General features: G+C 59.4%; 16 protein-coding genes and 5 pseudogenes. 14 read left to right on the top strand and 7 right to left on the bottom strand.

Translation table 11 applies throughout. From position 1 onward, the window contains the following. The first annotated feature begins 51 nt into the window (after window positions 1–51). From IVA93_RS38885 to IVA93_RS38875, 3 genes are read left to right on the top strand one after another with little or no spacing between them, the layout of a single operon-like run. Complete coding sequence (locus IVA93_RS38885; protein ID WP_247285613.1) at window positions 52–1,089, top strand: branched-chain amino acid ABC transporter permease; 1,038 nt, start codon at window positions 52–54, stop codon at window positions 1,087–1,089. Further along, window positions 1,076–1,810: an ABC transporter ATP-binding protein gene (locus IVA93_RS38880; RefSeq protein ID WP_247369471.1), complete on the top strand. Its 735-nt coding sequence runs from the start codon at window positions 1,076–1,078 to the stop codon at window positions 1,808–1,810. Before IVA93_RS38885 ends, IVA93_RS38880 begins: the two co-directional genes overlap by 14 nt. Beyond that, window positions 1,803–2,504 (top strand): branched-chain amino acid ABC transporter ATP-binding protein, encoded by a 702-nt coding sequence (locus IVA93_RS38875; protein ID WP_247369468.1) that lies wholly within the window; start codon window positions 1,803–1,805, stop codon window positions 2,502–2,504. Before IVA93_RS38880 ends, IVA93_RS38875 begins: the two co-directional genes overlap by 8 nt. A 127-nt stretch (window positions 2,505–2,631) precedes the next feature. Here IVA93_RS38875 and IVA93_RS41465 read toward each other — a convergent pair. Continuing rightward, window positions 2,632–3,034 (bottom strand): annotated as a pseudogene (locus IVA93_RS41465) (IS5/IS1182 family transposase); the annotation flags it as partial. Window positions 3,035–3,423: 389 nt separating this feature from the next. Between IVA93_RS41465 and IVA93_RS38870 the strand changes: the two are divergent. The 4 genes from IVA93_RS38870 to pyk all read left to right on the top strand — a co-directional run bounded on the left by IVA93_RS38870 (window position 3,424) and on the right by pyk (window position 8,937). Beyond that, on the top strand, window positions 3,424–4,602 hold the full coding sequence (locus IVA93_RS38870) for a Tm-1-like ATP-binding domain-containing protein (RefSeq protein ID WP_247285602.1): 1,179 nt from the start codon (window positions 3,424–3,426) through the stop codon (window positions 4,600–4,602). Further along, entirely contained in the window at window positions 4,595–5,419 is an 825-nt protein-coding gene (locus IVA93_RS38865; protein WP_247285603.1) for a phosphoenolpyruvate hydrolase family protein, read from the top strand. The genes IVA93_RS38870 and IVA93_RS38865 overlap by 8 nt, the downstream gene beginning before the upstream one ends. 30 nt (window positions 5,420–5,449) lie before the next feature. Next, window positions 5,450–7,225, top strand: coding sequence for an FAD-dependent oxidoreductase (locus IVA93_RS38860; RefSeq protein WP_247789968.1), 1,776 nt, complete (start codon window positions 5,450–5,452; stop codon window positions 7,223–7,225). Window positions 7,226–7,524: 299 nt separating this feature from the next. Continuing rightward, window positions 7,525–8,937 (top strand): pyruvate kinase, encoded by a 1,413-nt coding sequence (gene pyk / locus IVA93_RS38855; protein ID WP_247789967.1) that lies wholly within the window; start codon window positions 7,525–7,527, stop codon window positions 8,935–8,937. 6 nt (window positions 8,938–8,943) lie between these two features. Here the strand turns inward: pyk and IVA93_RS38850 are convergent, their stop codons facing one another. Further along, window positions 8,944–9,204 carry a hypothetical protein gene (locus tag IVA93_RS38850; protein WP_247337870.1) on the bottom strand — a complete coding sequence of 87 codons (261 nt, stop codon included), beginning with the start codon at window positions 9,202–9,204 and terminating at the stop codon, window positions 8,944–8,946. Window positions 9,205–9,580: 376 nt separating this feature from the next. On the opposite strand from IVA93_RS38850, the gene IVA93_RS38845 reads away from it, so the two are divergent. From IVA93_RS38845 to IVA93_RS38835, 3 genes and pseudogenes are all read left to right on the top strand, one after another. After that, window positions 9,581–9,958: a nuclear transport factor 2 family protein gene (locus IVA93_RS38845; protein ID WP_247337871.1), complete on the top strand. Its 378-nt coding sequence runs from the start codon at window positions 9,581–9,583 to the stop codon at window positions 9,956–9,958. 279 nt (window positions 9,959–10,237) lie between these two features. Further along, window positions 10,238–10,833 (top strand): annotated as a pseudogene (locus IVA93_RS38840) (transposase family protein); the annotation flags it as partial. Beyond that, window positions 10,831–11,436 (top strand): protein-L-isoaspartate O-methyltransferase family protein, encoded by a 606-nt coding sequence (locus tag IVA93_RS38835; protein ID WP_247790099.1) that lies wholly within the window; start codon window positions 10,831–10,833, stop codon window positions 11,434–11,436. The pseudogene IVA93_RS38840 and the gene IVA93_RS38835, both read left to right, overlap by 3 nt. An 85-nt stretch (window positions 11,437–11,521) precedes the next feature. Here IVA93_RS38835 and IVA93_RS38830 read toward each other — a convergent pair. Then, window positions 11,522–11,817, bottom strand: a pseudogene (locus tag IVA93_RS38830) (chorismate mutase). A gap of 525 nt (window positions 11,818–12,342) precedes the next feature. Next, window positions 12,343–13,467 carry an MFS transporter gene (locus IVA93_RS38825; protein WP_247789966.1) on the bottom strand — a complete coding sequence of 375 codons (1,125 nt, stop codon included), beginning with the start codon at window positions 13,465–13,467 and terminating at the stop codon, window positions 12,343–12,345. Window positions 13,468–13,983: 516 nt separating this feature from the next. Between IVA93_RS38825 and IVA93_RS38820 the strand changes: the two genes are divergently transcribed. Both IVA93_RS38820 and IVA93_RS38815 read left to right on the top strand, forming a co-directional pair. Beyond that, window positions 13,984–14,472, top strand: a complete 489-nt coding sequence (locus tag IVA93_RS38820; protein WP_247298897.1) for a GNAT family N-acetyltransferase — start codon at window positions 13,984–13,986, stop codon at window positions 14,470–14,472. A gap of 804 nt (window positions 14,473–15,276) precedes the next feature. Then, a complete protein-coding gene (locus IVA93_RS38815; RefSeq protein ID WP_247298895.1) occupies window positions 15,277–15,900 on the top strand; it encodes an NUDIX hydrolase in 624 nt (207 codons plus the stop codon). 750 nt (window positions 15,901–16,650) lie between these two features. Here the strand turns inward: IVA93_RS38815 and IVA93_RS38810 are convergent. The 3 genes and pseudogenes from IVA93_RS38810 to IVA93_RS38800 all read right to left on the bottom strand — a co-directional run bounded on the left by IVA93_RS38810 (window position 16,651) and on the right by IVA93_RS38800 (window position 18,991). Beyond that, entirely contained in the window at window positions 16,651–16,863 is a 213-nt protein-coding gene (locus IVA93_RS38810) for a hypothetical protein (protein ID WP_247298893.1), read from the bottom strand. Between the two features lie 45 nt (window positions 16,864–16,908). Continuing rightward, window positions 16,909–18,244 (bottom strand): annotated as a pseudogene (locus IVA93_RS38805) (LLM class flavin-dependent oxidoreductase). A 45-nt stretch (window positions 18,245–18,289) separates the two neighbouring features. Further along, a complete protein-coding gene (locus IVA93_RS38800) occupies window positions 18,290–18,991 on the bottom strand; it encodes a class I SAM-dependent methyltransferase (protein ID WP_247789965.1) in 702 nt (233 codons plus the stop codon). Between the two features lie 498 nt (window positions 18,992–19,489). Here IVA93_RS38800 and IVA93_RS38795 point away from each other — a divergent pair. After that, window positions 19,490–20,928, top strand: a pseudogene (locus IVA93_RS38795) (FAD-dependent oxidoreductase). 302 nt (window positions 20,929–21,230) lie between these two features. Next, a complete protein-coding gene (locus IVA93_RS38790) occupies window positions 21,231–22,157 on the top strand; it encodes a TauD/TfdA dioxygenase family protein (RefSeq protein WP_247298883.1) in 927 nt (308 codons plus the stop codon). Window positions 22,158–22,169 lie beyond the last annotated feature (12 nt).

The raw sequence follows: 22,169 nt of genomic DNA, 5'->3' as shown, positions 1-22,169 counted from the left end.
GTAGAGAGGCCATCGGTGCCCACATTAGAAGTGAATTGTGCGACGGCTGAAATGGCGGAAACCGCCTTTGCAGGGCAAGTTGGCCCTGCGCGACGGGTCCTGCTCATCATCGAAGGGCTAGTGCTGATTGGAGCACTAGTCCTTCCGGTGATGCTGCACGACTATCTTACGGTGTTTGCGACTCGCGTCGTGATCCTGGCGCTCTTCGCTCTCTCGTTCGATCTGGTGTGGGGGTATGCCGGGATCATGAGTTTCGGGCAGGCCCTCTTCTTCGGCTCGGCAGGCTATGGCGTCGCGCTGCTTGCACGCGATCTCGACATCACCTCAATCCTTTTAGTGCTGCCGGCGGGCACACTAATCGGCCTCGTCTTCGCGCTGCTGCTCGGTGGTTTCCTCCTACTCGGCCGGCATCCAGCCAGCGTGATCTTCGTTTCGCTCGGTACGCTCACCGGCGCCTATGCCGCCGATCGTCTCGCGCGAGGCTGGTACTATCTTGGCGGCCAGAACGGCATTCCCTCGATTCCGCCGATGACGCTCGGCTCCTACGAACTCTCGGAAGGGCCGATCTTTTACTATCTCGCACTGGGGCTTCTCGTCATTGTCTACTTAGCATGCCGCTTCCTGGTGCGCTCGCAGTTCGGTCTCGCGCTCGCAGGACTCCGCGAGAACGAGCAGCGCATCGCTTTCTTCGGCTATAAGACACAGCATCTGAAGGCCATAGTGTTCGCGATCAGCGGCGCCATCGCAGGCCTGGCCGGTAGCCTCTATGCCTTCCACGAGGGTTTTGTGTGGCCCAATATGATCGGCGTTGTGGTCTCCACGCAGGTCGTGCTCTACGTGCTGTTCGGCGGCTCCGGCACGCTGATCGGCGCGGTGATCGGTACGGCCATTGTCGAAGGCCTCTCCTTCTGGCTGTCGGACAATTACCGCGACATCTGGCCGATCATTCTGGGCCTGCTCCTGCTACTCGTGATCCTTTTCCGGCCGCTCGGGCTTATCAGCATAGTGTTGACGGAGCGCGAGCGCGTGGGTGGCTTCGCCGCGAAAGCGCAAAACAAGAAGAGGGCGCAGCATCATGCCGCTTCTTGAAGCCGCAGGCATTGGAAAGATCTTTGGCAAGCTTACGGCACTCGATGGCGCGGCTCTCACGGTCGGCGAGAACGAGTTCCACGGTTTGATCGGGCCGAACGGCTCGGGCAAAAGCACGCTGATGAAGTGCATTGCCGGGGCGGAGGTGCCGACCCAAGGCAAGGTCAGCTTCATCAACGCTGATATCACCGCATTCACGCCCACCGAGCGCGCTCGGGCTGGCATGAGCCTGAAGTTCCAAATCACATCGGTGCTGCCAACCCTCACCCTCTACGACAATATCTTGCTCGCGCTGCAGGGGCACTGCTCGCTTCTTGATCTTGTGTTCTCGCGCAGCCGCAGACAGTTGCACGACCAAGTCATGATGATGCTCACCCAGTTTCGTCTTGCTGATCGTGCGTTTGATGCCGCAGCAGCGCTTTCTCATGGTCAACAACAATGGCTGGAGATTGCGATGGCGCTCGCGGGCAAGCCCCGGCTGCTGCTGTTGGACGAGCCCACCGGAGGCATGAGTCTGGAGGAGCGCCGCGTCACCGGCGAACTCTTGCGACCAATCAAGGAGCATTGCTCTCTCGTTATCGTAGAGCACGATCTCGATTTCATCCGCGATATCTGCGACCGCCTCACCGTCCTCGACCAAGGCAAGGTGCTTGCGACAGGAAGCGTCGCGGAGATCCAGGCCAACAAACGTGTCCAGGAGATCTACTTACGCCGTGCTTAAACAACAGTTCCTCGACATAAGGCATCTTGACGCGGGTTATGGCCGCAGCCAGGTGCTGTTTGACATTACCCTCGGCATTCCCAGGCGCGGCGGTGTCGCCGTGCTTGGCCGGAATGGTGCAGGCAAGACTACGCTGATGAAGGCCATCGTCGGCGAGCTACCAAGCTGGAGAGGCGAGGTTTTCTTTGATGGCCACGATTTCAATCGCCTCCGGACCGAGCAGCGTGTGCGCGCCGGTATCGGCTATGTGCCGCAAGAGCACTCGGTGTTCGCACGCCTCTCGGTACGTGATAATCTCGCAGTGGGATCGCTCTCCAACACCGACGCTTCGGCGATTGATCGGGTCCTGACGATCTTTCCCAAGCTCGGCCACCGCTTGGATCAGGCAGCTGGCACTCTTTCGGGCGGCGAGCGTAAGATGCTAGCGATCGGGCGTGCGCTACTGGGAAACCCAAAGCTGCTGCTGCTGGATGAGCCGACCGAGGGAGTTTGGATCGGCGTGATCGAGGAGATTACTGAACGCCTGACTGCGCTCACCAAGGAGATCGCGGTGATCATCGTCGAGCAGCACCTGGATCTCGCTTTGCGCGTGGCGAGCCACGCGTACGTACTCGATCGCGGCCGCATCGCGCTGCACGGCGCGGCAGGCGATGTCCGCGGCAATCCGGAACTTCTGCGGTACCTCGCACCTTAGTTTCTAGCGCCAGTCCGAGATAGTTAACTCACTCGCTAAGTGAGCTTGGCGGAGCAGGCGAGGGTTCGCCATAGCAGTCGGCGAACAGGCCGCTCAAGCGTTGTTGTCAGCGAGGATGCGGCGGCACGTTGTGGCCAACGACTGAGAGGATGACATTTGCGGCATCGTCGGCGCTGCACTTGAGGTACGTGGCCGAGGTCACGTTCGGCTTTTGTGATGGGGAAGCGGCGGCGCAGCTCTCGCCTCATGACACCGAAGACGCCGCGCTTCTCCCGGAAATGAAGACGCGAAGGTGGATTTTGTGCGTCGTGACCGCAGTGCCCCTGTCGACATAGGCCCGCTCAATCGCACCGCCACAGAGTGTCTCGGCGCAGTCGATGACGTCCCACAAACGTGTGACCTTCGCAGGGGGGCGGGCATTGCGCCGGCGTGCAGCACGAATAGGCCCACCACGGGCCCGGCGGTTTGTTGCTGAGGACGGAGGTCCTCACGTCCAATTCGTAGAGCGCGGCGGCCTTTGCCGAATGCACTCCACCTGCGGTGGCATGGAGGCGAACTGGCGCCCCTGCAAGCGCAACGCAACCTCGATGAGGGATTCGTTCCAGGGCTGTGACACAGCAGGATTGCTTGGTCGAGCCCACAGACACGCTACATCAATTTCCAGAAGGACGCTTTTGAGAAAAGCCGAGGGGAGGCCGGCAGTCTTCCTATAGGCCACTGTTTCAGGGCATCTACCCAATCTTACCCAATCACACTCCTCGCCGATGTTATAGCCAGCGTCGGCTCGGTTTAGACCACATGCTATTAAGAATGATCCGGGAGGAAGATCGTGTCTCACCATTGCACGGGCGACCAGGGGTCGGTCCGGGATGGTAATCGATCTGGGATTACGGCCGGCGCCTCAGGCGCGGTTGCAATCGTGGCTACGCTGGACACCAAAGGCCCCGAAGCATCCTTCCTCTCGGACATCATCCAAACATGCGGCCGAAAGACCATCCTGATCGATATCGGGACCTCGAATAATGAGGTGAAGGCCGCCCACGCAACTGACGCGAGCCGCGCGCGCTCAGCCTCGCCCGCCGAGCTCCTGAAAGAGATTGCCGCAGCTACCCGCATAAAGGTGGCTGGCCTGCTCGCCTCGGACGCAATCAGCGCGATTGTGGCCATTGCAGGAGGAAAGGGAAGCGCTGTTTTCGGCGAGGTCGTGTCTGATTTGCCTTACGGCTTCCCCAAGCTGCTGGTGACCAGTGCAAGACCAGCGCTCCTGGCCGAACTCGCGATTCACAACGACATCATGCTCTATCCAACCTTGGTCGATTTCTTCGGCATTAACGCGTTCACGGCAAGGGTGCTGGAGAATGCAGGCCGAGCCATTGCGGCCATGCGCTATGTGCCGGCCAAGCATGGGTGCGAAAGAAAGATTGTTGCGATCACGGCCTTCGGTGTGACGACGCCCGCGGCAACTCAATGCGTGGCACGTCTTGCAGAGGCCGGCGCAGACGCGATCGTTTTTCCCGCCAACGGTGCTGGCGGTCGCAAAATGGAGCAGCTGATTGCTGCCGGCGAATTCGATGCCGTGCTCGATCTGACCACAACGGAATTGGCCGATGAACTCATGGGAGGCACGGCCAGCGCCGGGCCCGATCGGCTCAAGGCGGCCTCGCGCCGCTCAATCCCACAAATCATCGCGCCCGGCGCGATCGACATGGTCAATTTTGGTCCACCGGCCAGCGTTCCCGATCAATTTCGCGGCCGCCAATTCTATTCACATACACCGTACACGACACTGATGCGAACCACGCCTGCGGAGAGCGCAAAAATCGGCCGGGTTACGGCCGAGCGGCTCTCGCAAGCACGCGGGCCGGCAGCCGTGCTTTGGCCAGCCAAAGGCGTGTCCGATTACGACCGAGAGGGTGGCGTCTTTCGCGATGCCGATGCCGATGGGGCATGGCTCCAGGCAGTTAAGGACAATCTCCGGCCAGAGATCGTTGTTTGCGAGCTGGACTGTCACATCAACGACCCCGAATTTGCCGAGGCCGCCGTGACGTGGCTCCTCAAACAACTAGGTCAAGGAGGCTCGTCCCGTGCGGATGTTTGAGCGAACCGACATTCTCTCGCGGCTTGCAGGTCAGGTCGCGGAGCGAAAAGCGATCCTTGCCGCGGCGAGCAGCTGCGGCCTCGTCGCAAAATGCGCCGCACTCGGAGGGGCGGATATGCTGGTGGTCTACTCTACTGGGCTCTCGCGGCTCATGGGGCTCCCCACCAGTCGTATCGGTGACTCCAACGCGCGTACGCTGGAGCTTGCGGCAGAAATCCGCAACGTCGTGTCTTCCGTCCCCGTCATAGGCGGCGTCGAGGCCTGGGATCCCCTGCGGCTCGATCTCGACGATCTTCTCGACAATTTCCTAGCCGCCGGATTCTCCGGTGTGATCAACTATCCCACCATCTCCACGATGGGAGAGAAATGGCGCGACCGCCGCGGTCGCGTTGGACTTGGCTTCGAGCGCGAGCTCGAGATGATTGCGACTGCCCGCAAGAAGAACATCTTCTCGCTTGCCTACGTTGCGAGCCCCGAAGATGCCAAAGCCATGGCAAGCAGCGGAGCCGACTGCATCGTCCCACATGTCGGCGCGACGCGCGGCGGGCTCGTGGGCCATGAGGAGGGCCAGTCCATCCAGGAGGCGATCCGGCGCATCAACGAGATCAACGCGGCCGCGCAAGCGGTCCGCTCGGACGTCATCCTGCTCTGTCATGGTGGGGCGGTCGCGGAGCCCCAGCACACGTTCGAGGTCTATCGGTCGACCGAGTGTGTCGGCTTTGTCGGGGCCTCCTCAATCGAACGAATACCGATTGAACGCTCGGTCAAAGCGGCGGCAGAGGAGTTCAAAGCCGTTCCCCTTCCGCGACATCACTGACGTTCAAAGAAACACCGCAGCGAGGCGGAGATGGACAAGCCGATCAACCAATCAGGCGAAAAAAGGACAGCGGCATTGCCAGCAATAGGTGCTACTCAAACGTTCGAAACAGAGGTGCTCGTGGTCGGTAGCGGAGCAGCCGGCCTTTCGGCGGCACTCTACGCCGCAAAGAATGGCCTTCGCGTGACGGTTTGCGAAAAGTCTTCTCGTCTCGGCGGGACCACGTCGCTGTCGAATGGCATGATCTGGGTTCCCTGTTCGCTTCAGGCGCGCTCCGCCAAAATCGATGACTCGCTTCCAAAAGCCAGGACTTATCTTGAGCATGAGCTTGGCAATTACTATCGGCAAGACTTCATCGAAGCCTATCTTGAGGACGGGCCGACTGCGCTTGCCGCTCTCGAGACCGGGACAGAGGTCAAGTTCACGCTGGCCTCGGCGCCCGATTATCACTCAAGCCAGGTCGGCGGAGTCGACAAAGGCCGGGCACTCAGCCCTGCACCCTACGATGCGCGGCTGCTCGGCTCCGACTTCGATCTGATCGGCGACCCCATTCGCGTTGTGCTCGGGGGGATGATGATTTCTTCCAGCGAAGTCCGAAGCTTCCTGAATCCGTTCCAATCGTTTGCTTCCCTCAAGCATGTCTTGCGTCGCGTGACTCGCTACGCGCGGGATCGCTTGAGCTACAGGCGCGGCACCGAGTTCAGCGGAGGCAATGCCCTGATTGCGCGCCTGCTCGTGAGTTTGCGGAAGTTAGGCGTCGAAATATGGCCGGCGTCTCCTCTCGTTGAGCTCGTCATGGAAGACGGGCGCGTCACAGGGGCAATCGTCAAGCGCGGCAATTCTGAGATCCGCGTGCGCGCATCCCACGCTGTCATTCTCGCTACAGGCGGCTTCGCCCGCAACGCGCAGCTGAGAGCCGAGCTGAGCGGCCCACACCAGCATGACGACACGCTGGCTCATGCCGATGTTACAGGCGATGGCATTAACCTTGCCACGAAGCTCGGAGCTGCAATCGACAAGGATGTCGCTTCTGCAGGGTTCTGGACTCCAGTCTCGATGTTCAGGAGTGGGACAGGCTCCCAAATTGTCCCCTACGGATGGCTCGACCGCGGACGACCCGGCGTCATCGCGGTTGCCCCAAATGGGCAACGCTTCGTCAACGAATCCAATTCATACCACGATATCTGCCTCGCGATGTTTGGAAACGGATATCCCGCAGACAAGCGGTTCTACTTCGTCTGCGATCACGAGTTCGTTCGGCTGAGGGGCATGGGACATCTGCTGCCTTGGCCATGGACGCTGAATATCCGGAAGTACGCGCGGCTCGGCTACATCAAACTGGGCCGAACGATACCGGAGCTCGCCATGCAAATCGGCCTGAATCCCGGCGAGCTCAAAAGGACGGTCGAGGAGCATAATGCGCACGCCGCCGCTGGCGTCGATCCGCTCTTCAAACGCGGTGAATCGGCGTTCAACCGCACGCTTGGCGATCCGTTGGTAGGAACGAAAAATCCAAATCTTGGGCCCATCCAGAGTGGCCCCTTCATCGCGCTGCCGATCGTTCCGGCAACGCTCGGCACAGCCGCTGGCTTGGCGACCGATAGCTACGGCAAGGTTCTGGACGCAGAACGCGAGCCAATCCCGGGTCTTTATGCCTGCGGCAATGATATGACCTCACCAATGCGTGGAATTTATCCGGGAGCAGGCATCACCATCGGCCCCGGCATAGTCTTCGCTTGCCGGGCAGTTTCGAACATTCTGGAATCCGCTCATCGCGTGCAGAAGGCGCCTGCATCCGCAACGTGAAATCGCGTCTCACGGCATCTGTATCGCGACAAGAGGTCAATTCAGTCCATCTTGTGCCGTCGATTTTGCTGCTTTGGGAAGCAAGGACCATGTCTTCATTCTGGCGGCGTTCTCCTGTTCGAACCTCTGCTGGATGCCTCCCGGACCGCGTTGAACCGGGGCGATCAATTTCGCCTCGGCGGAGGTGCATTGTGGCGGCGGGATGCGAGCCCATCACGCGAGTGTCTGAACGCCGTCATCGAAGACCGACCTTCGCATTTTATTCACACGCGTTTCATCCTCTTACGTCTGGAATCAACATGCGTCGTTCGCGCCTCGCCAAAATCGTTGCGACCGTTGGTCCGGCGACAGCTGCACCAGAACGATTGCGTGCTCTCTATCTCTCAGGCGCAGATACGTTCCGACTAAATTTCAGTCACGGGAGCCCGGACGATCACGCACGGGTCTATGACTCGATCCGCAGTCTCGAACGGGACTTCGGCACGCCAATAGGCGTCCTGCAGGATCTGCAAGGACCGAAGATCCGCATCGGCGCCGTCGAAGGCGGCAAGCTCGATGTACGCGCCGGCGAGAAAGTTCGATTTGTGCTCGACGGAGCTACGGGCGGAAAGCAATCGATCCCACTACCTCATCCGGAAATATTCGCAGCCGCACGTCCGGGCCAGACTTTTCTCGTCGACGACGGCCGTGTGCGCCTGAGCGTTGACAGTCCGGGCGACGGTTTGATCATCGCGACAGTTCTCGTCGGTGGAGCGATTCGCGATCGCAAAGGGGTAAACCTGCCAGGTTCGCTGCTTGCTATATCTCCCCTGACGAAGAAGGACCGCGGCGACCTCGCCTTCGGCCTCGCACTCGGGGTCGACTGGGTCGCCCTGTCGTTCGTCCAGACGCCTTCCGACCTCCTTGAAGCGCGCGGGCTGATCGGCGAGCGTGCCGGTCTGATTGCGAAGATCGAGACGCCAATGGCGCTCGATCGTATCGACGATATCATTCGCCTATCAGACGGCATTATGGTCGCACGCGGTGATCTCGGTGTCGAAATCCCGCCCGAGGAGGTGCCGGGCCGACAGAAGGAACTCATCCGCGCCTGTCGGCTGACCGGAAAGCCCGTGATCGTCGCAACACAGATGTTGGAGTCGATGGTGGCTGCACCGACAGCGACGCGCGCGGAAGCCTCAGACGTCGCTACCGCCATCTACGATGGAGCTGACGCGGTCATGCTCTCGGCTGAGTCGGCAAGCGGCGCCTATCCAATCGAGGCAGTTGTCATGATGGACAAAGTAATCAGAAGTACTGAACGGCATCATCTCTATCGGTCGCTGGTCCAAGCCTCGCAAGCCGACGAAGAGATGTCCCCACCGCATGCAGTCGCCGCCGCTGGTGCAGATCTTGCCGTGACCCTCGATGCGAAGGCGATCATCGGTTTCACCGCAAGCGGCACGACGGCGGCGCGCATCGCGCGCAAGCGGCCCCCGGTCCCGGTTCTTGCTCTCACTCCAGATGAGAAAGTCGCGCGGCGCATGTGCCTGCTCTGGGGGGTGCACAGCATCGTTTCAGACGACCCCGCCACCGACAAGGAGATGACGCAGATAGCCGCAGGGGTGGCGCGCAACGAAGGTTATCTTGAAGCAGGTGATTTGATGATCGTCGTATCCGGCGTTCCGTTTGGGCAAATAGGTGCAACCAACAACGTCCGTATTGTCACCTGCTAAAATGGTTCAGGACAATTTCGCTACATCCGCCCTAAGAAACGAAGCACTACGGGCCGAACAATGATCGCCGACAACGCTCTGATTCTTCATCGGTGAGACCAGGAGCTGACCTTGCTTGGGCTCGACTACAGCATTCGGCTCTTTGATTTGCTCCCGGTTATCGAAGAAACGCTTTCGGTCGAAATCTGGTGCAGTGATGCGGCGGGCCGGATGCAATGCTCTGGCGGCTTTTTTGCGCTCCTCGGAGGTTCGAACAAACAATGACATTCAACCGATGCCGACGAGGTGATGAAAGCGCGGCGGAATACGTTCTTCGGCGCTGGTCGGCAAGCCCGGCGTCCGACGGCGATAGGTTGAACCCTTCGTCCGCTTCCCGAATGACGATCCGCCAAATGTCGGTACCGTTCGTCCCACAGCCGCACCGTAGTGTGACATTCAAAGTCATCGAGCGCCCCACTGTTCGGCGACAACTGCGATACCACAAGGCTTTACTGGCTCCACCAAATCGGGCCTTGTCATCAGCATCGGATAAGGAAACGTCAGGCTCGGGTGCTTGATGGCGAGGCCGGGGTTAGCGGTGATACACGCGTACCGGAAGCGGCATTCCAGCTTATCAGAGTCTTCGAACGAAACGGGATCTGTAGTGAACAACAACTCCTTGGTGCCGGACGTCAGCGAGTTCCTGGAGCTCTGGGAGCAAACTTTCAATGTGCACGCGCCGGAACGTCTGGTTGTGCTATACGCCGATGATGCGCTGTTTCAGGGTACATCGAGTGCTAAGCTCTGCATCGGGGCTAAAGAGATAGGCACTTACTTTCATGGCATCTCTACCGTAAAAATGGACGTATGGCATTCCGTCAGTTTGGCGTACAACGTTGTTTTGGTGGTGGGAAATTATGTCTTTTCACAGTTGCGGAATGGTCATGAGGTGTCGATACCGGCTCGGTTCACCTTCGTATTACGTCGCGAGGACGGCGTGTGGAAGATCGTGCACCATCACTCATCTGCCATCCCCGATTGATCGCCGAACCAGCTTTGCGGTATCGGAGTTTGTAGCTGAAGTGGCACACTCAGGCTGCCTCTCGCCAGCCTGCCCATCGTGCGGCTGGATCGCAACAATTTGCAGCGCTCGCAACGACAACAGGACGGCAGCGAGGTACCGCCTGCTTTGCTGAAGCGACTGACGGCAGAAGGGCAGTCCCTGGTCGAACGACGCGACGCCTTCGAGCTGGTGCGCGACTAGGTGGTTGGTCCCAAGCTTTGATCGTGCATTCTTATCGCATGATTCGAAGGATGCGCTATTGGTCAAGTTTTACACGGCTGCGCCACCACGACGGAGGCCGTCCGTCGAGCAATACAAAGTAGTCACGAGAGCTTGAGAGCGCTCGCGAAGCGCTACTATCAACCAGAAGACCGTCGCGAAGGGGAAGCAGCGCGAGACCGTCGCCGATCGCTCGACAGCCCCCAAAGAAGCCAAGTCGACTGTCCTTAGCATCAAGGCGGAGGCGATCATCGTCGCCTTCCGGGCGGCATACGCTGCTGCCACTGGACGATTGCCTCTATGCGCTGCAGCCAACCATCCCGCATCTGACGAGGTCATCTCTGCATCGCTACCTCCAGCGTCATGGGATTAGCCGATTGCCGGAGGTCGAAGGCAGCAAGCCTTCGAAGAAACAGTTCAAGGCTTATCCGATCGGCTATTTCCACATCAACATTGCTGAGCTCCAGACCGCTGAAGCCAAGCTCTACCTCTACTTCCCCATCGATCGCACCAGTAAGTTCGCCTTCGTGCAACTGGTCAAGAAGGCGGAAAGGACCTCCGCCTCGGCCTTCCTCGAAGCTCTGATCGCCGCGGTCCCCTACAGACTCCACACGGTTCTCACCGACAATGGGATGCCCAGCTTCTGGGCCCGCAATTTTGACCATCTTAACATCGCCGCCGGCGAGCAGGTACTTCAAGTCGGTGCCGGCACCGGATACTATTCGGCGGTGCTGGCCGAGATTGTCGGACCCGCTGGTCGTGTGACGGCGATCGAAACCGACACAGAGTTGGCGTCGCGGGCCCGAGTGAACCTCGAGAGCTGGCCCCAGGTCGATGTCGTCTCGGGCGACGGCCGGGCGGTAGATGTCGGCGAGCTTGATATCGCCATCGTGTTCGCCGGAGCCACTCACCCATCCCGTGTCTGGCTTGATCGCCTTGTCGAAGGTGGCCGGCTTCTGATGCCTATGACGGACGATACCTGGAAAGGCTTTCTTCTCCATGTGGTACGGCGTCGAGACCACTTCGAGGCCTCTTCCATTGGTGCCGTCTCTATTTATCCTTGCACGGGTGGACGCGATGAGGACGCTGCAAGACGTCTACATAACGCGATCGACCGGTTGCCGCTTCGCAACCTTCCAATTCGCGCGTTGCACGTAGGTGAGCCGAGATTTAACGACTCAGAGAATGTGTGGTTTAGCGGGCCGGGCTTCTGGCTCGAGCGTGATCCTCCATGCTAAGACGACCTACACTGATCGAGCGCATACCTGTTCAGCCAAGTTGAAGATCACCGGCTCCGACGAGAACGCGCGTGGTCGAGCAATTTTACACGTCGGCGTTTGCTCCACGAGTAAGGTCGTGATGCAGGATCACTTCTTTGAAAATGAATGATAGGAACTTCTCGGCAAACTCTGGGCAAGGCTAGCTGCCTGTGCGAGCGTGCGTAGTCTTTCGACTTGGCGTTCCTCACGAGCTGGATCTGCCGAAGGCGATTGAAGTCGCACTTTTAGTTTTCCGACCTGCCGAGTGCACCTGAAACGTTCCGCGAGAATGTGGATAAGGGCCGCATCGAGATTGTCGATGCTGCTCCGCAGTTCGTTCAATTCGGATGGAGTTTCCAAGTTCGCGTCTCCTTTCTATGCAACCATACTTTCCAGCTTGACACCGGGTGGTCTCTGGCTGAAACATTTTCAGGCTTTCCGAGTCACTGGGCCCTAACAGCCCGGTCTGATTGAACGAATTCGATCAATCTCAGTACGCCACCTCGGCATTGAAAGCATTTCTGACTCGAGCGCAGTAAATCAGTATTGGCCCATGTGGCCATCGAGGCCGGCGGGTCTTCGGCCAACAATCTCAAGAACCACGTACGTTACTGCACTTTCAGACTCGGCATAATAACGGCATCCGCGGTGCCTAGCCTGCTGCCAGCCGCCGCGGTGCGGGCCAGCGCGACCAGGCCAGCGCATTCTTACTTTGGGCGCGGTGAAGGATCGTCGAGCGTGCCAAGTGGTGGATGCCGTTGCTCTATGAGGTCTGGTCATAGGGTCGTATGCCTTAGTCGAACCCACGGACTGCCGGAGTGGCAGCTTCTGCAGCTGCAACTTCACTCATAAAGGCAACAGCCAGTCCGAAGCCGATGAGGCCAATCAGGATCGACCCTGCAGCAAGGGATGTGACCCCGCTAGTTTCGACGAGGATACCGCCGAGAACGGCCCGATGGCTATTCCTGCGAAGGTGGTCGAGCTGTTCATTGCCAAAACTAGCTTCGACCTCTCCCCGGCTAGATCGAGAAGCCGGTGCTGGATCGGAACGAGATACATGTAACTCGCGTTGCCCCAAAGAAATGCGGTGAGCACGGTTAAGGCACCATGATGCCCGAATCCAACCAGAGCTACGAGAACGATTAGTTGTGCGCCGATCACCGCAATGAGAACTTTGTAGGGGCCGAAGCGATCGGTTAGAAAGCCGCACGCTGCGTTTCCTGTCACAGCTCCGAAACCGTACGCAAAGAGCGCGGCTGAGAGCAGCGGCACGCCTGTAAGCAGAGAACCGGTGATAATGACGCTCACATAGGAGTAAACAACGAACTCGGAAATGACCACGAATAGGGTAACCGAAAGAACACCGTAGATGGCCCTGGGGAAGTCTTTCGAAGCCGGGCCGTTTCCGCGCTCCGGCGCCTTTGCAGAGACACCGGACATCATAGGGGCGAAGATCAGCAATGCCAGGAGCCCCGCAACTGCCACGAAACCGAATGCGAAACGCCAGCCGATGGCATCAGCGATCCAGCTAGTCGCCGGAACACCCGCAACTTGTGAAACGGTCATACCACCGAAGATAAGGGACAATGCCGACCCTTTGCGACCGGGCGGCAGGAGCTCGGTTGCCAATGCGGTGGCCGCCGGGGTGAACATGGCTGCGCCGTAGGCTGAAATGACGCGAGCTGCAGCCATGGTTGCAAAGTTCGGAGCGATCGCACAGATCACGTTGCCGATGATGAAGATTGAAACGGATAGGATCTGGACATTGCGGCGGATTAGGGCCCGGAACATCCAGGCATTCAGCGGCGCAAAAACCGCGTAGGAGAGTGCGTAGATTGAGATGATCCATCCCGCCGCTCCGGTTGAAATGTTGAGGTCACGAGAAATCACTTCTAGTGCCCCGATGATGACAAACGTATCTAGGCCAATCGCGAACGCAGCGATCATCAGAGCGGCAAGGGTTAGCTTTGTTCGTGTATCAGGAGGGGATAAGCTCATGATCCTGGCCATTCAGTTCATCGTGAGGTGTTCAAAGCCGTCATGCAACTCAGGATAAGGGCCAGCCGATGGCCATGCCTGAATACCCGGGGACGACGGCCAAGCTGCCACGGCCCCAGCACCTCTCCACATCCTGTGTGATCTCAAGCTGGTCAGGATATTCGAGCACCACGCTGCGTAAGTCCCGCATCATACAAGCCCTCCAGGAGTTTTTTCGCTACAACCGGCGCTGTTGTTTCGAAAAGCGGCTTATTTGATGCTTTTGCGTCGATCTACCCCACCCCGGCGAGCTCGGCGAGTATGACGTCTCGCAGCTTGGCCCCTTCGAAGTGGAGATATTTCACGCTGGCATGACGCGTACATCTTCTCGCCCGGCAGGGCGTGCAAATGCGCGGCGTCAGGATGCAGCGATTCGGTGCACGCGACCCGCTACAGATCACGATTTGGCTCATCCCGCTGCAATTTTGCGGGAATGCTGCGGCCACAATCTGAGATAAGTTTTGGTGAATGGTTGCGAAGGAATCACCAATGAGCGGCACCAAAGTTGATGGCGAAACGGTATTGCGCGCGGCTTGCACTGGCGATGCCCAGGCGCTCTATGACGTGACGGCACAATCGGTTCAAGGACTGGCAATCACCCATTACAAGCCCGAGCAACTGGAGGGGTGGATGGGAGAACGTACTGCCAAATATTACGAGGATGTCATCGCTGCGGGCACCACGATCATAGCCGAGCAGAACGGAGAGGTATTGGGGTTCGTCGACTCAGTTCCTGGCGAGGTGACCCGCCTTTTCGTTTTGCCGAAGGCATCAGGCCGCGGAATTGGTGAGCGATTGCTCAAAGCTGGTCTTGAAGCCGCGGCAAAGGAACACCCAGGACCAATCAAGATCGAGTCAACCTTGAACGCGCAACGGTTCTATGAACGTCATGGCTTCAGGGCCATCCAGAAGGGCTACTTCTCTCATGGGCTTGGCGGAGATCCGATCGAGATTGTCCTCATGGAAATGGCACGATAGAGCAGAGTGCAGAGCACTTGGTCCTCAGATATCATCTCTATCTGCAGGCCGGCGCGATTTCGAAACATCATGATCGAGCCTTCCTCCCAAGCCGCACGACGTGCCGCCACGAACAACCTAGACCATCGTCTCACCTCTTCCGATCGCACGAACGAAACTCATTTCGACCGCTCGAACAATCGGTGCTTCGCCAGGAACACATTTGTCATCATCGAAGCAGTCGATGTCAGCTTGCCTGCTTTGCTGCGCCTTAAACCCCAATTCGCTCTTCGCACCGGCCACCCTGCCACAGCGGAGCTAGTTTTTAATTAGTCGCCGCCGCGTAGCCTCGAGTCCGGCGATTTGCAAGGACGCCCGGTATGGAGGCGACCGGCACAAGCATCGACACGGGCCTCTGATGCAGGCCGATCTCCAGGACATCGCGCCAAGCGCATCTGCGGACTCGTGCGCTGGAACTTGCGACCTCATAACATCGCTCACGCCGCACAAGCGCGCTCAGCTCAAAATGACGTACCAGGGGCCGTCACAGGACCCGTACACAGAAGCTGGGGCAGGAGATCCCGATCTTCAGGAGGCCGCGTCGCGGCGAATTCCGCCCTTCGTTGTCCGATGATCGCCGCGCTGGGCATTCAAGACCCTGCCTCGCAATCCGTTTTTGCGGGAGCGACTTCGCTGGAATGCGCGGCGACTCGGGATTGGTCATTTATGGCTGTTTGCGCTGACTCGGGCCGAATTCCAAAGCATAAGCTTTCGTCTCCATGCGCCGTTTGGTATGATATCAGCGGAACGACGACGGAGTGCGCTATGGAGCCTCAGTGGCTGACGTATGGGAAACGCTTGCAAGCTATTGCCTCTAGCGGGCTCCATTTTGCCCGAGACCAATTTGATCGAGAACGTTACGAGGAGATTGCCTCTATAGCCAATGAAATGCTCGCCAACTTGGGAAGTGTTCCCATCGAGAGGATAGAAGGGCTCATCTCTGATTTCGCGAAGGGCTATGCGACACCGAAAGTCGATGTGCGCGGAGCGATCGTAGAAGAGAACAAGGTCCTTCTGGTCCGTGAGAAGAGCGATGGTCTTTGGGCCTTGCCTGGCGGCTTTGCAGACGTTGGCCTTTCTGCTGCCCAAAATATCGCAAAGGAGTTGTACGAAGAGGCTGAATTGAAAGTGTCTGTTCGTCGCCTCTACGGGGTCCGACACAAGGCCGGCACTTCCTATTCGCCTGATGTCCGGGATTTCTACAAAGTTTTCTTTCTTTGCGATAGGCTCTCAGGCGGTGAGGCCCGGCCCAGATTGGAGACGAGCGAGGCGATCTTTTTCCCGAAAGATCGGCTACCTCCGCTGTCGCGAGGTAGAACTATCGAGAGTGACGTTGAAGCAGCCTTCGCATTCGCAGCTGACGCGAACAGACCTGCCTTCTTCGATTGAGAGCTCGATCCATTCTCTTGGTCCGCACTCTTTGGTCCGCCAATAACGACTTTGCCGAATGAAGAGCTCCGCATGACAGAGAGAATCATTCGGGCGCCATCAACCACGGCGCCTTGCGCGTGCTTTGACAGTCGGTTGCTGGTCGCTATCTTCGCTTCTAGCGAAGATCGCGACCGAGCCCTTCGGCACTCATTCGGTGGTGTAGAGCGGTCGGTGCGCAGAACGCTCAATGGTTTCGGTTGCGTCATCGCAGCCCAACGTAGCTGATGCTGGTCAAGCAGCTTCATCAGCGATCACGTCCACCAACAAACGTAAGGGCGCTGAAACTCGACTGCATTGGTGACCGCCTCTATGCCACGCTCAAATGCGTTTGCCCCGTGCTTGGGATGGGCGCCGATGATCGGGAGGCTGTCCACGCGCCGCGTCAGCGGTCGGCGAGGGGGATCCCGCAGCAACCCGCATCTGCCTCAGCATGTCCTTCAAGCTCTGCGCGAAATCCTCGTCCGGCACCCAGTAAACGTCGTTTCTGTCGCCTGACGTTGCGACCGGCGAGCGGAAGACATTTACGCCACGCAATCCGTCGCGGAACTATACTGTCGATCAATCGCAAGAAACCGTGTTTGCTCCCGCGACCTGAACTTACTAGCCCTTGGCGAACGACCGCCCATTTCTGCCGACTCTCCAACACTCGGTCCTTGGGATTGCGTCGGTTGACGCGGTCGGCCGCCCTTCGCGTAGAACCGGACCTTATTATCGGTCGCGTCGATTTAGAATGAAATAGTTGGCCAGCCCGATCGTTAATAGCAAGAAGGCCGACACGACTGTACGAATCAGGATGGAGTCGATCTCGGACTTGAACACGGCGTTGTTGGCTTCAGCACCTGTTGAGAAATCGACATAGGACCCGGCGGCGAGGAGGAAAATGGCCAAAAGGCTGGAGAGGAGAAAGAACGCCGTCTTCATGCCTGCTTACTGTTCGCGAGTCTGGATGTGGGTGCGGAAACAGTCTCAGGCAATCGCCTTGACTGCGCTGGAGTAGACGCTGGCCGGCCGCGCGAGTCCGTAGTGCTCGCGCAAGGTCGTGCCGGTGTAGTCCTCGCGGAACAGGCCGCGCTTGCGCAGGATCGGGATGACCTGCTCGGCGAAGGTATCGAAGCCGCCGGACAGCCATGGCGGCATCACGTTGAAGCCATCGGCTGCGCCGCGCTCGAACCAGGTCTGCATGTTGTCCGCGATGCGTGCCGGCAATGACCCAGTGGCCGCGCGCGCCGGCGAGGCGCTGCACCAGCTGGCGAATGGTCGGCTTCTCGCGGTCGACGATATCGACCACGAGCTTGAAGCGGCTCGCGACTCCGCGCGCGCTCGCTGTGTCGATGAGATCCCGGGGAACCGGGCTATCGAGATCGTAGCCGGTGAGGTCGAGGCCTATCATCTGACGCAGCTGCGTCAGGGAGAATTCGGGCTGGATCAGCTCGTTGAATTCGTCCTGAAGTCGATCGGCTTCAGCCTGCGTGCTGCCGATGAAGGGGCTGATGCCGGGCAGGATCTTGATCTCGTCGGGACTGCGATCGAAGGTGCGGGCCTGGCGCTTGATGTCGGCATAGAACGCCGTCGCCGACTCCAGTGTCTGATGCGCCGTGAAAATTGCCTCCGCGAACCGGGCGGCGAACGCGCGGCCGTCGTCGGAGGAGCCGGCCTGTACGTAGACCGGCCGTCCCTGCGGCGCCCGCGAGATGTTCAGCGGGCCACGAACGCGAAAATGCTTGCCGATATGGTCGAGCGTGTGGATCTTGCTGGTGTCGGCGAAGATGCCAGAAGCCGGATCGTTGACGAGCGCGTCATCCTCCCAGCTATCCCACAGCCGGGAGATCACGTCGAGATATTCGCGGGCGCGCTCATAGCGCTCGTGGTGAGGGGGATGTTCAGGCAACCCAAAGTTCTGTGCGGCCTGCTGCGCACCGGTGGTGACGATGTTCCAGCCGGCGCGACCCCGGCTGAGATGGTCGAGAGACGCAAACAGCCGTGCCAGATTGTACGGCTCGGTATAGGTCGTTGACGCCGTCGCGATCAGCCCGATACGGCTGGTGACGGCGGCAATCGCTGCGAGCCAGGTGATTGGTTCGAAACGAAGGCGCTGGGCGTACCGAACATTGTCGGCCAGCGCCGGCCCGTCGGCAAAGAAGATGGCGTCGAATTTGCTCGCCTCGGCCCGTTGCGCCAGCTCCTGATAATGGGTGATGTCGAGGATGCGGTCTGGTTCAGATCCCTTATAGCGCCACGCCGCTTCGTGATGGCCGCCCGGATAGATGAAGAGATTGAGAAGAAGCTGGCGTTGGTTGCTCATGGTTCGTTTGTTCCGATGCGATGGCCAATGGTGAGACTTGAACGATTAAAGACCCGGAGAGGAATCCCGTGGCTCCGGCTTTCGAGCGAACGCGAAGCGCAGATATCGCTCCAGGCGGAGGCCCTCCGGGGTACGCTTCGCCTCGACCAAGCCAGCAAAGGCGCGCTCGATCGCTTCCCGTTCCGCTGTGGAAAAGCCGCCGAGGAAGTTACCGAATGCACTAGCCTCGGACCATCCGAGCGCCGAACTCACGTCGTCATGCAAATCGACCAGTGAACGCAGGTCGCTTCGGTAATCGACGAGACCGGCCTCAACGAAGAGCATTTTGAGCTCGTCGTCGGTGGCTCCGAGCACCCGGTGCGCTTCACCACTCCTCTCGGCGAACCCAGCCTGTTCGGTCGCCTGCCGAAGCAAAGTGCGGGACTCGTGAGGTTTGGTCGGGTCCTGAACGTTCAACCCGATCCGGCCGCCCGGCTTGAGAACGCGGTGAATTTCGTGCAGGGCTCGCCGCTTGTCTGAGATCCAATGGAACACGCTGTTGAGATAGACGGCATCGAATTCCGCAGGTTCAAAGCGCGAAAGGTCTTCGGCGCGGCCGATCGCGAATGTCAACGTCTTCGACGCGCGGAGACGCGCGATGGCAATGCGGTTCTCGAGAGGATCGATGCCGGTCACACGGCCGTCAGGCCCGACAAGTTGTGCGACGAATTCGGTAAGGCGGCCCGTACCGGCACCGATATCGAGCACGTGATTCCCGGCCTTCAATGCGAGCGGGCCGACGAGGAATTTACCGTGATGAAACTGGAGGATGCCGGCCTGCGAGCAAGCTCGGGTGTGTCTCGTTCAAGGCTGATGACGCCGGAGGTCGACATCGTGCTTCTCAAATCTCCAACGGGCCGTCGAGACAGCTTGATTGGACGAAGTTTATGTTGTCGGAACGAGGAATGTCGATGAAATTGAATTACGTTGTTCGGTGTGATGCGAGCATGAATCTAGCGGCGCGCATCCCTGGAAGAGATGATGTTGCAAACCGATCGTCTCAATTGGATGCCCCAGCGCATGCCGAGCGTCTCACCCCGGTCTCTGGCTCGCTCCACGACACTACGCAAATCTTTCAACACGCCGAAGCCCGGCGATTGGCTCGTTGTGCGGGTTGAAAAACAAAGCCGATTCCATTTCATTGACTGAGTATCGTTCGCTTCTACGATTTGACCGCATTTGATGCTGAAACCTCGAGGTGCGAACATGTTTCAGTCCGTTGTCGACACTGCGGCGCGCGAGACCTTGCGCCTGATTGGACCCGATCCGCAGAACTGGATCCCTGACCGTCAGGGGATCGATCACAGCGTCGCCATCATCGGCGGCGGGCAATCCGGAAGCGCGTTCGCCTTTGCGTTGCGTCGTGCCGGCATCGGCAAGGTCACCCTGATCGATGCCGCCGGCGACGCTGCTTCGTCCGGCCCCTGGTTGAGCAGCGCGCGCATGAACAAGCTGCGTACGCCGAAAGGGTTGCCTGGGCCCGAACTCGGTTTGACAGGGCTGAGTTTCCAGGCCTGGTATGAAGCCCGCCACAGCGCCGCCGCGTATGAAGCGATCGATCGCATTGCCCAGGTGGATTGGGCCGCCTACCTCGACTGATATCGCAGCACGCTTCGCATCAACGTGCGCTGCCGGACGCGGCTTCTCCGTGTCGAGCCGACCGCTGATCATTTGCGGCTTCATCTCGACCTGGCCGGCGAAGCGCGAACGGAAACGGCCCGCAAGATCATTCTTGCCGGTGGCTTCCCCAGTAACGGCGGTCCGTCCGTTCCCGACGTGCTCTCGCGCAATCTGCCAAAGGAGCTTTACGCTCATACGCTGGAAGCGATCGATTTCGAGAAACTGCGCGACAGGTTAGTCGCGGTGCTGGGCAGCGCGGCCTCCGCATTCGACGCGACGGCGGTGGCGCTCGAAGCCGGGCGAGGGAGGTGCATCTCTTCGCGCGGCGCGACAGGCATGCCTCGGAGCCGGTGATCAGGACGCGCGGCTATCCGGGAGCTTACGACAATTACGGATCGTTGCCGGACGCTCTTCGCTGGCACCAGGCCATCCGTTTCCGCCGTGCCGGATCCACGCCACCGCCTGATGCGGTCGCGCGCGCCGTCAAGTTCCCGAATTTCCACCTTCATCTGTCGGCGCCGTGGACGTCGGCCAAGCCGTTCGAGCGGCGGCTGCTTGCGACCACGCCGGATGGCAATATCGCATTCGGTTTCGTGATCGCCGGTACGGGTTATCGGGTCGATCTCGCAAAAACACCGGAGCTGGCCGCCTTCTCCGACAACATCCTGTTGTGGCGCGACCGCTTTTCGCCTTCTGCGGACGAGCAGGACGAAACCCTGAGCGCACATCCCTATCTCGGGTCGGGGCACGAATTCCTCGAGAAGGCACCCGGCCGCGCGCCCTATCTCCGTAACATCCACGTCTTCAACCCTGCGGCGTTCGTGAGCTTCGGCTTGCCAATTGGAGACGTCCCGAGCTTCAAGCGTGATATCCCGGCCGTCATCGCGCAAATCAGCAGGGATCTCTTTCTGGACGATCTTGCCTCGCATGAGGCCCGCATCAATGCGCCGATCGCCGACGATTTCGAACCTGCACTTTATGCGCCTGCGGTGTGGCGCACGCAGAGCGTCGTCGCGGCTGAATAGCAGAAAGCGCAGATATCAATCGGATACGTCGTGCGAGTGCGTGCAACTATTTTCCACCTTCGTCCAACTTTGGAAGCTATTTCCGAAAGTCTTGAGTTAGCATCCTGTGACTGAGCGAGAGGCTGCATTGATGCCGTCTCTCGGGGAAGATCCCGCCAGACCCGATTGCCGCCAGAGCAGACGGCGATACTGCAAGAGGATCGATCACGACCATCAGCTGTGTATTTACTCCGCCATCGCATCAGCGATCGGCGAACGGCGGAGCCTTGTCCAAACGGGATCGCGATCTTGGGGAAAATGACATGACGGACGCAATCACCATCGACAACGTCATTCCGCGCGCGGATATCGTCAAGCGGTCGGCACGTATCGGCGCGGAGATCAGGAACATCAAGCTCTCGGGCGATCTCCCGGACCGGACGATCGCGGCGATCAACCAGGTTCTGCTCGAGCACAAGGTCGTCTTCTTCCGCGACCAGAACCATCTCGACGACGCGGGGCAGGAGAGTTTTGCCGTGAGGCTCGGCAAACTGGTTCCGCACCCGACGGTCGGCGCGACCAAGGGAACGGCGTCGATCCTGGAACTCGATTCCGGACGCGGCGGCGGCCGCGCCGACCAGTGGCACACCGATGTTACCTTCGTCGACGCCTATCCGAAGATCTCCGTGCTGCGCGGCGTCGTGATCCCCGAGTTCGGCGGCGATACGATCTGGTCAAACACCGCGGCATCCTATCTCGATCTGCCGGCGCCGCTGCGCAAGCTCGCGGACGAACTCTGGGCGGTGCACAGCAACGCCTATGACTACGCCGTCAAGACCCGCGCGAGCGAGGCCGACAGGAAGCACTTCGAGGAGGTCTTCACCGGCACGATCTACGAGACCGAGCATCCCGTCGTTCGCGTCCATCCCGAGACCGGAGAACGGACGCTGGTGCTTGGCAATTTCGTCCAGCGCTTCGTCGGCCTGTCGAAATACGACAGCCAGAAGCTATTCGACCTGTTCCAGTCCCACATCACTGCGCCCGAGAATACGGTGCGCTGGAGCTGGCAGCAGGGTGATGTGGTGATCTGGGACAATCGCGCTACCCAGCACTACGCCGTCAACGATTACGGCGACCAGCACCGCGTCGTCCGGCGCGCCACCATCGACGGCGAAGTGCCGGTCAGCATCGATGGCCGCAACAGCGTCACCCGCGTCAAGTCGACCAAGCCACAGGCGAAGGCCGCCTGAAACGAGCGAGGA

This window comes from Bradyrhizobium sp. 155, from assembly GCF_023101105.1.
Lineage (GTDB): Bacteria > Pseudomonadota > Alphaproteobacteria > Rhizobiales > Xanthobacteraceae > Bradyrhizobium > Bradyrhizobium canariense_D.
Note: the sequence above shows the minus strand (reverse complement) of the source record. Positions and strands in the feature narration are given on the sequence as shown.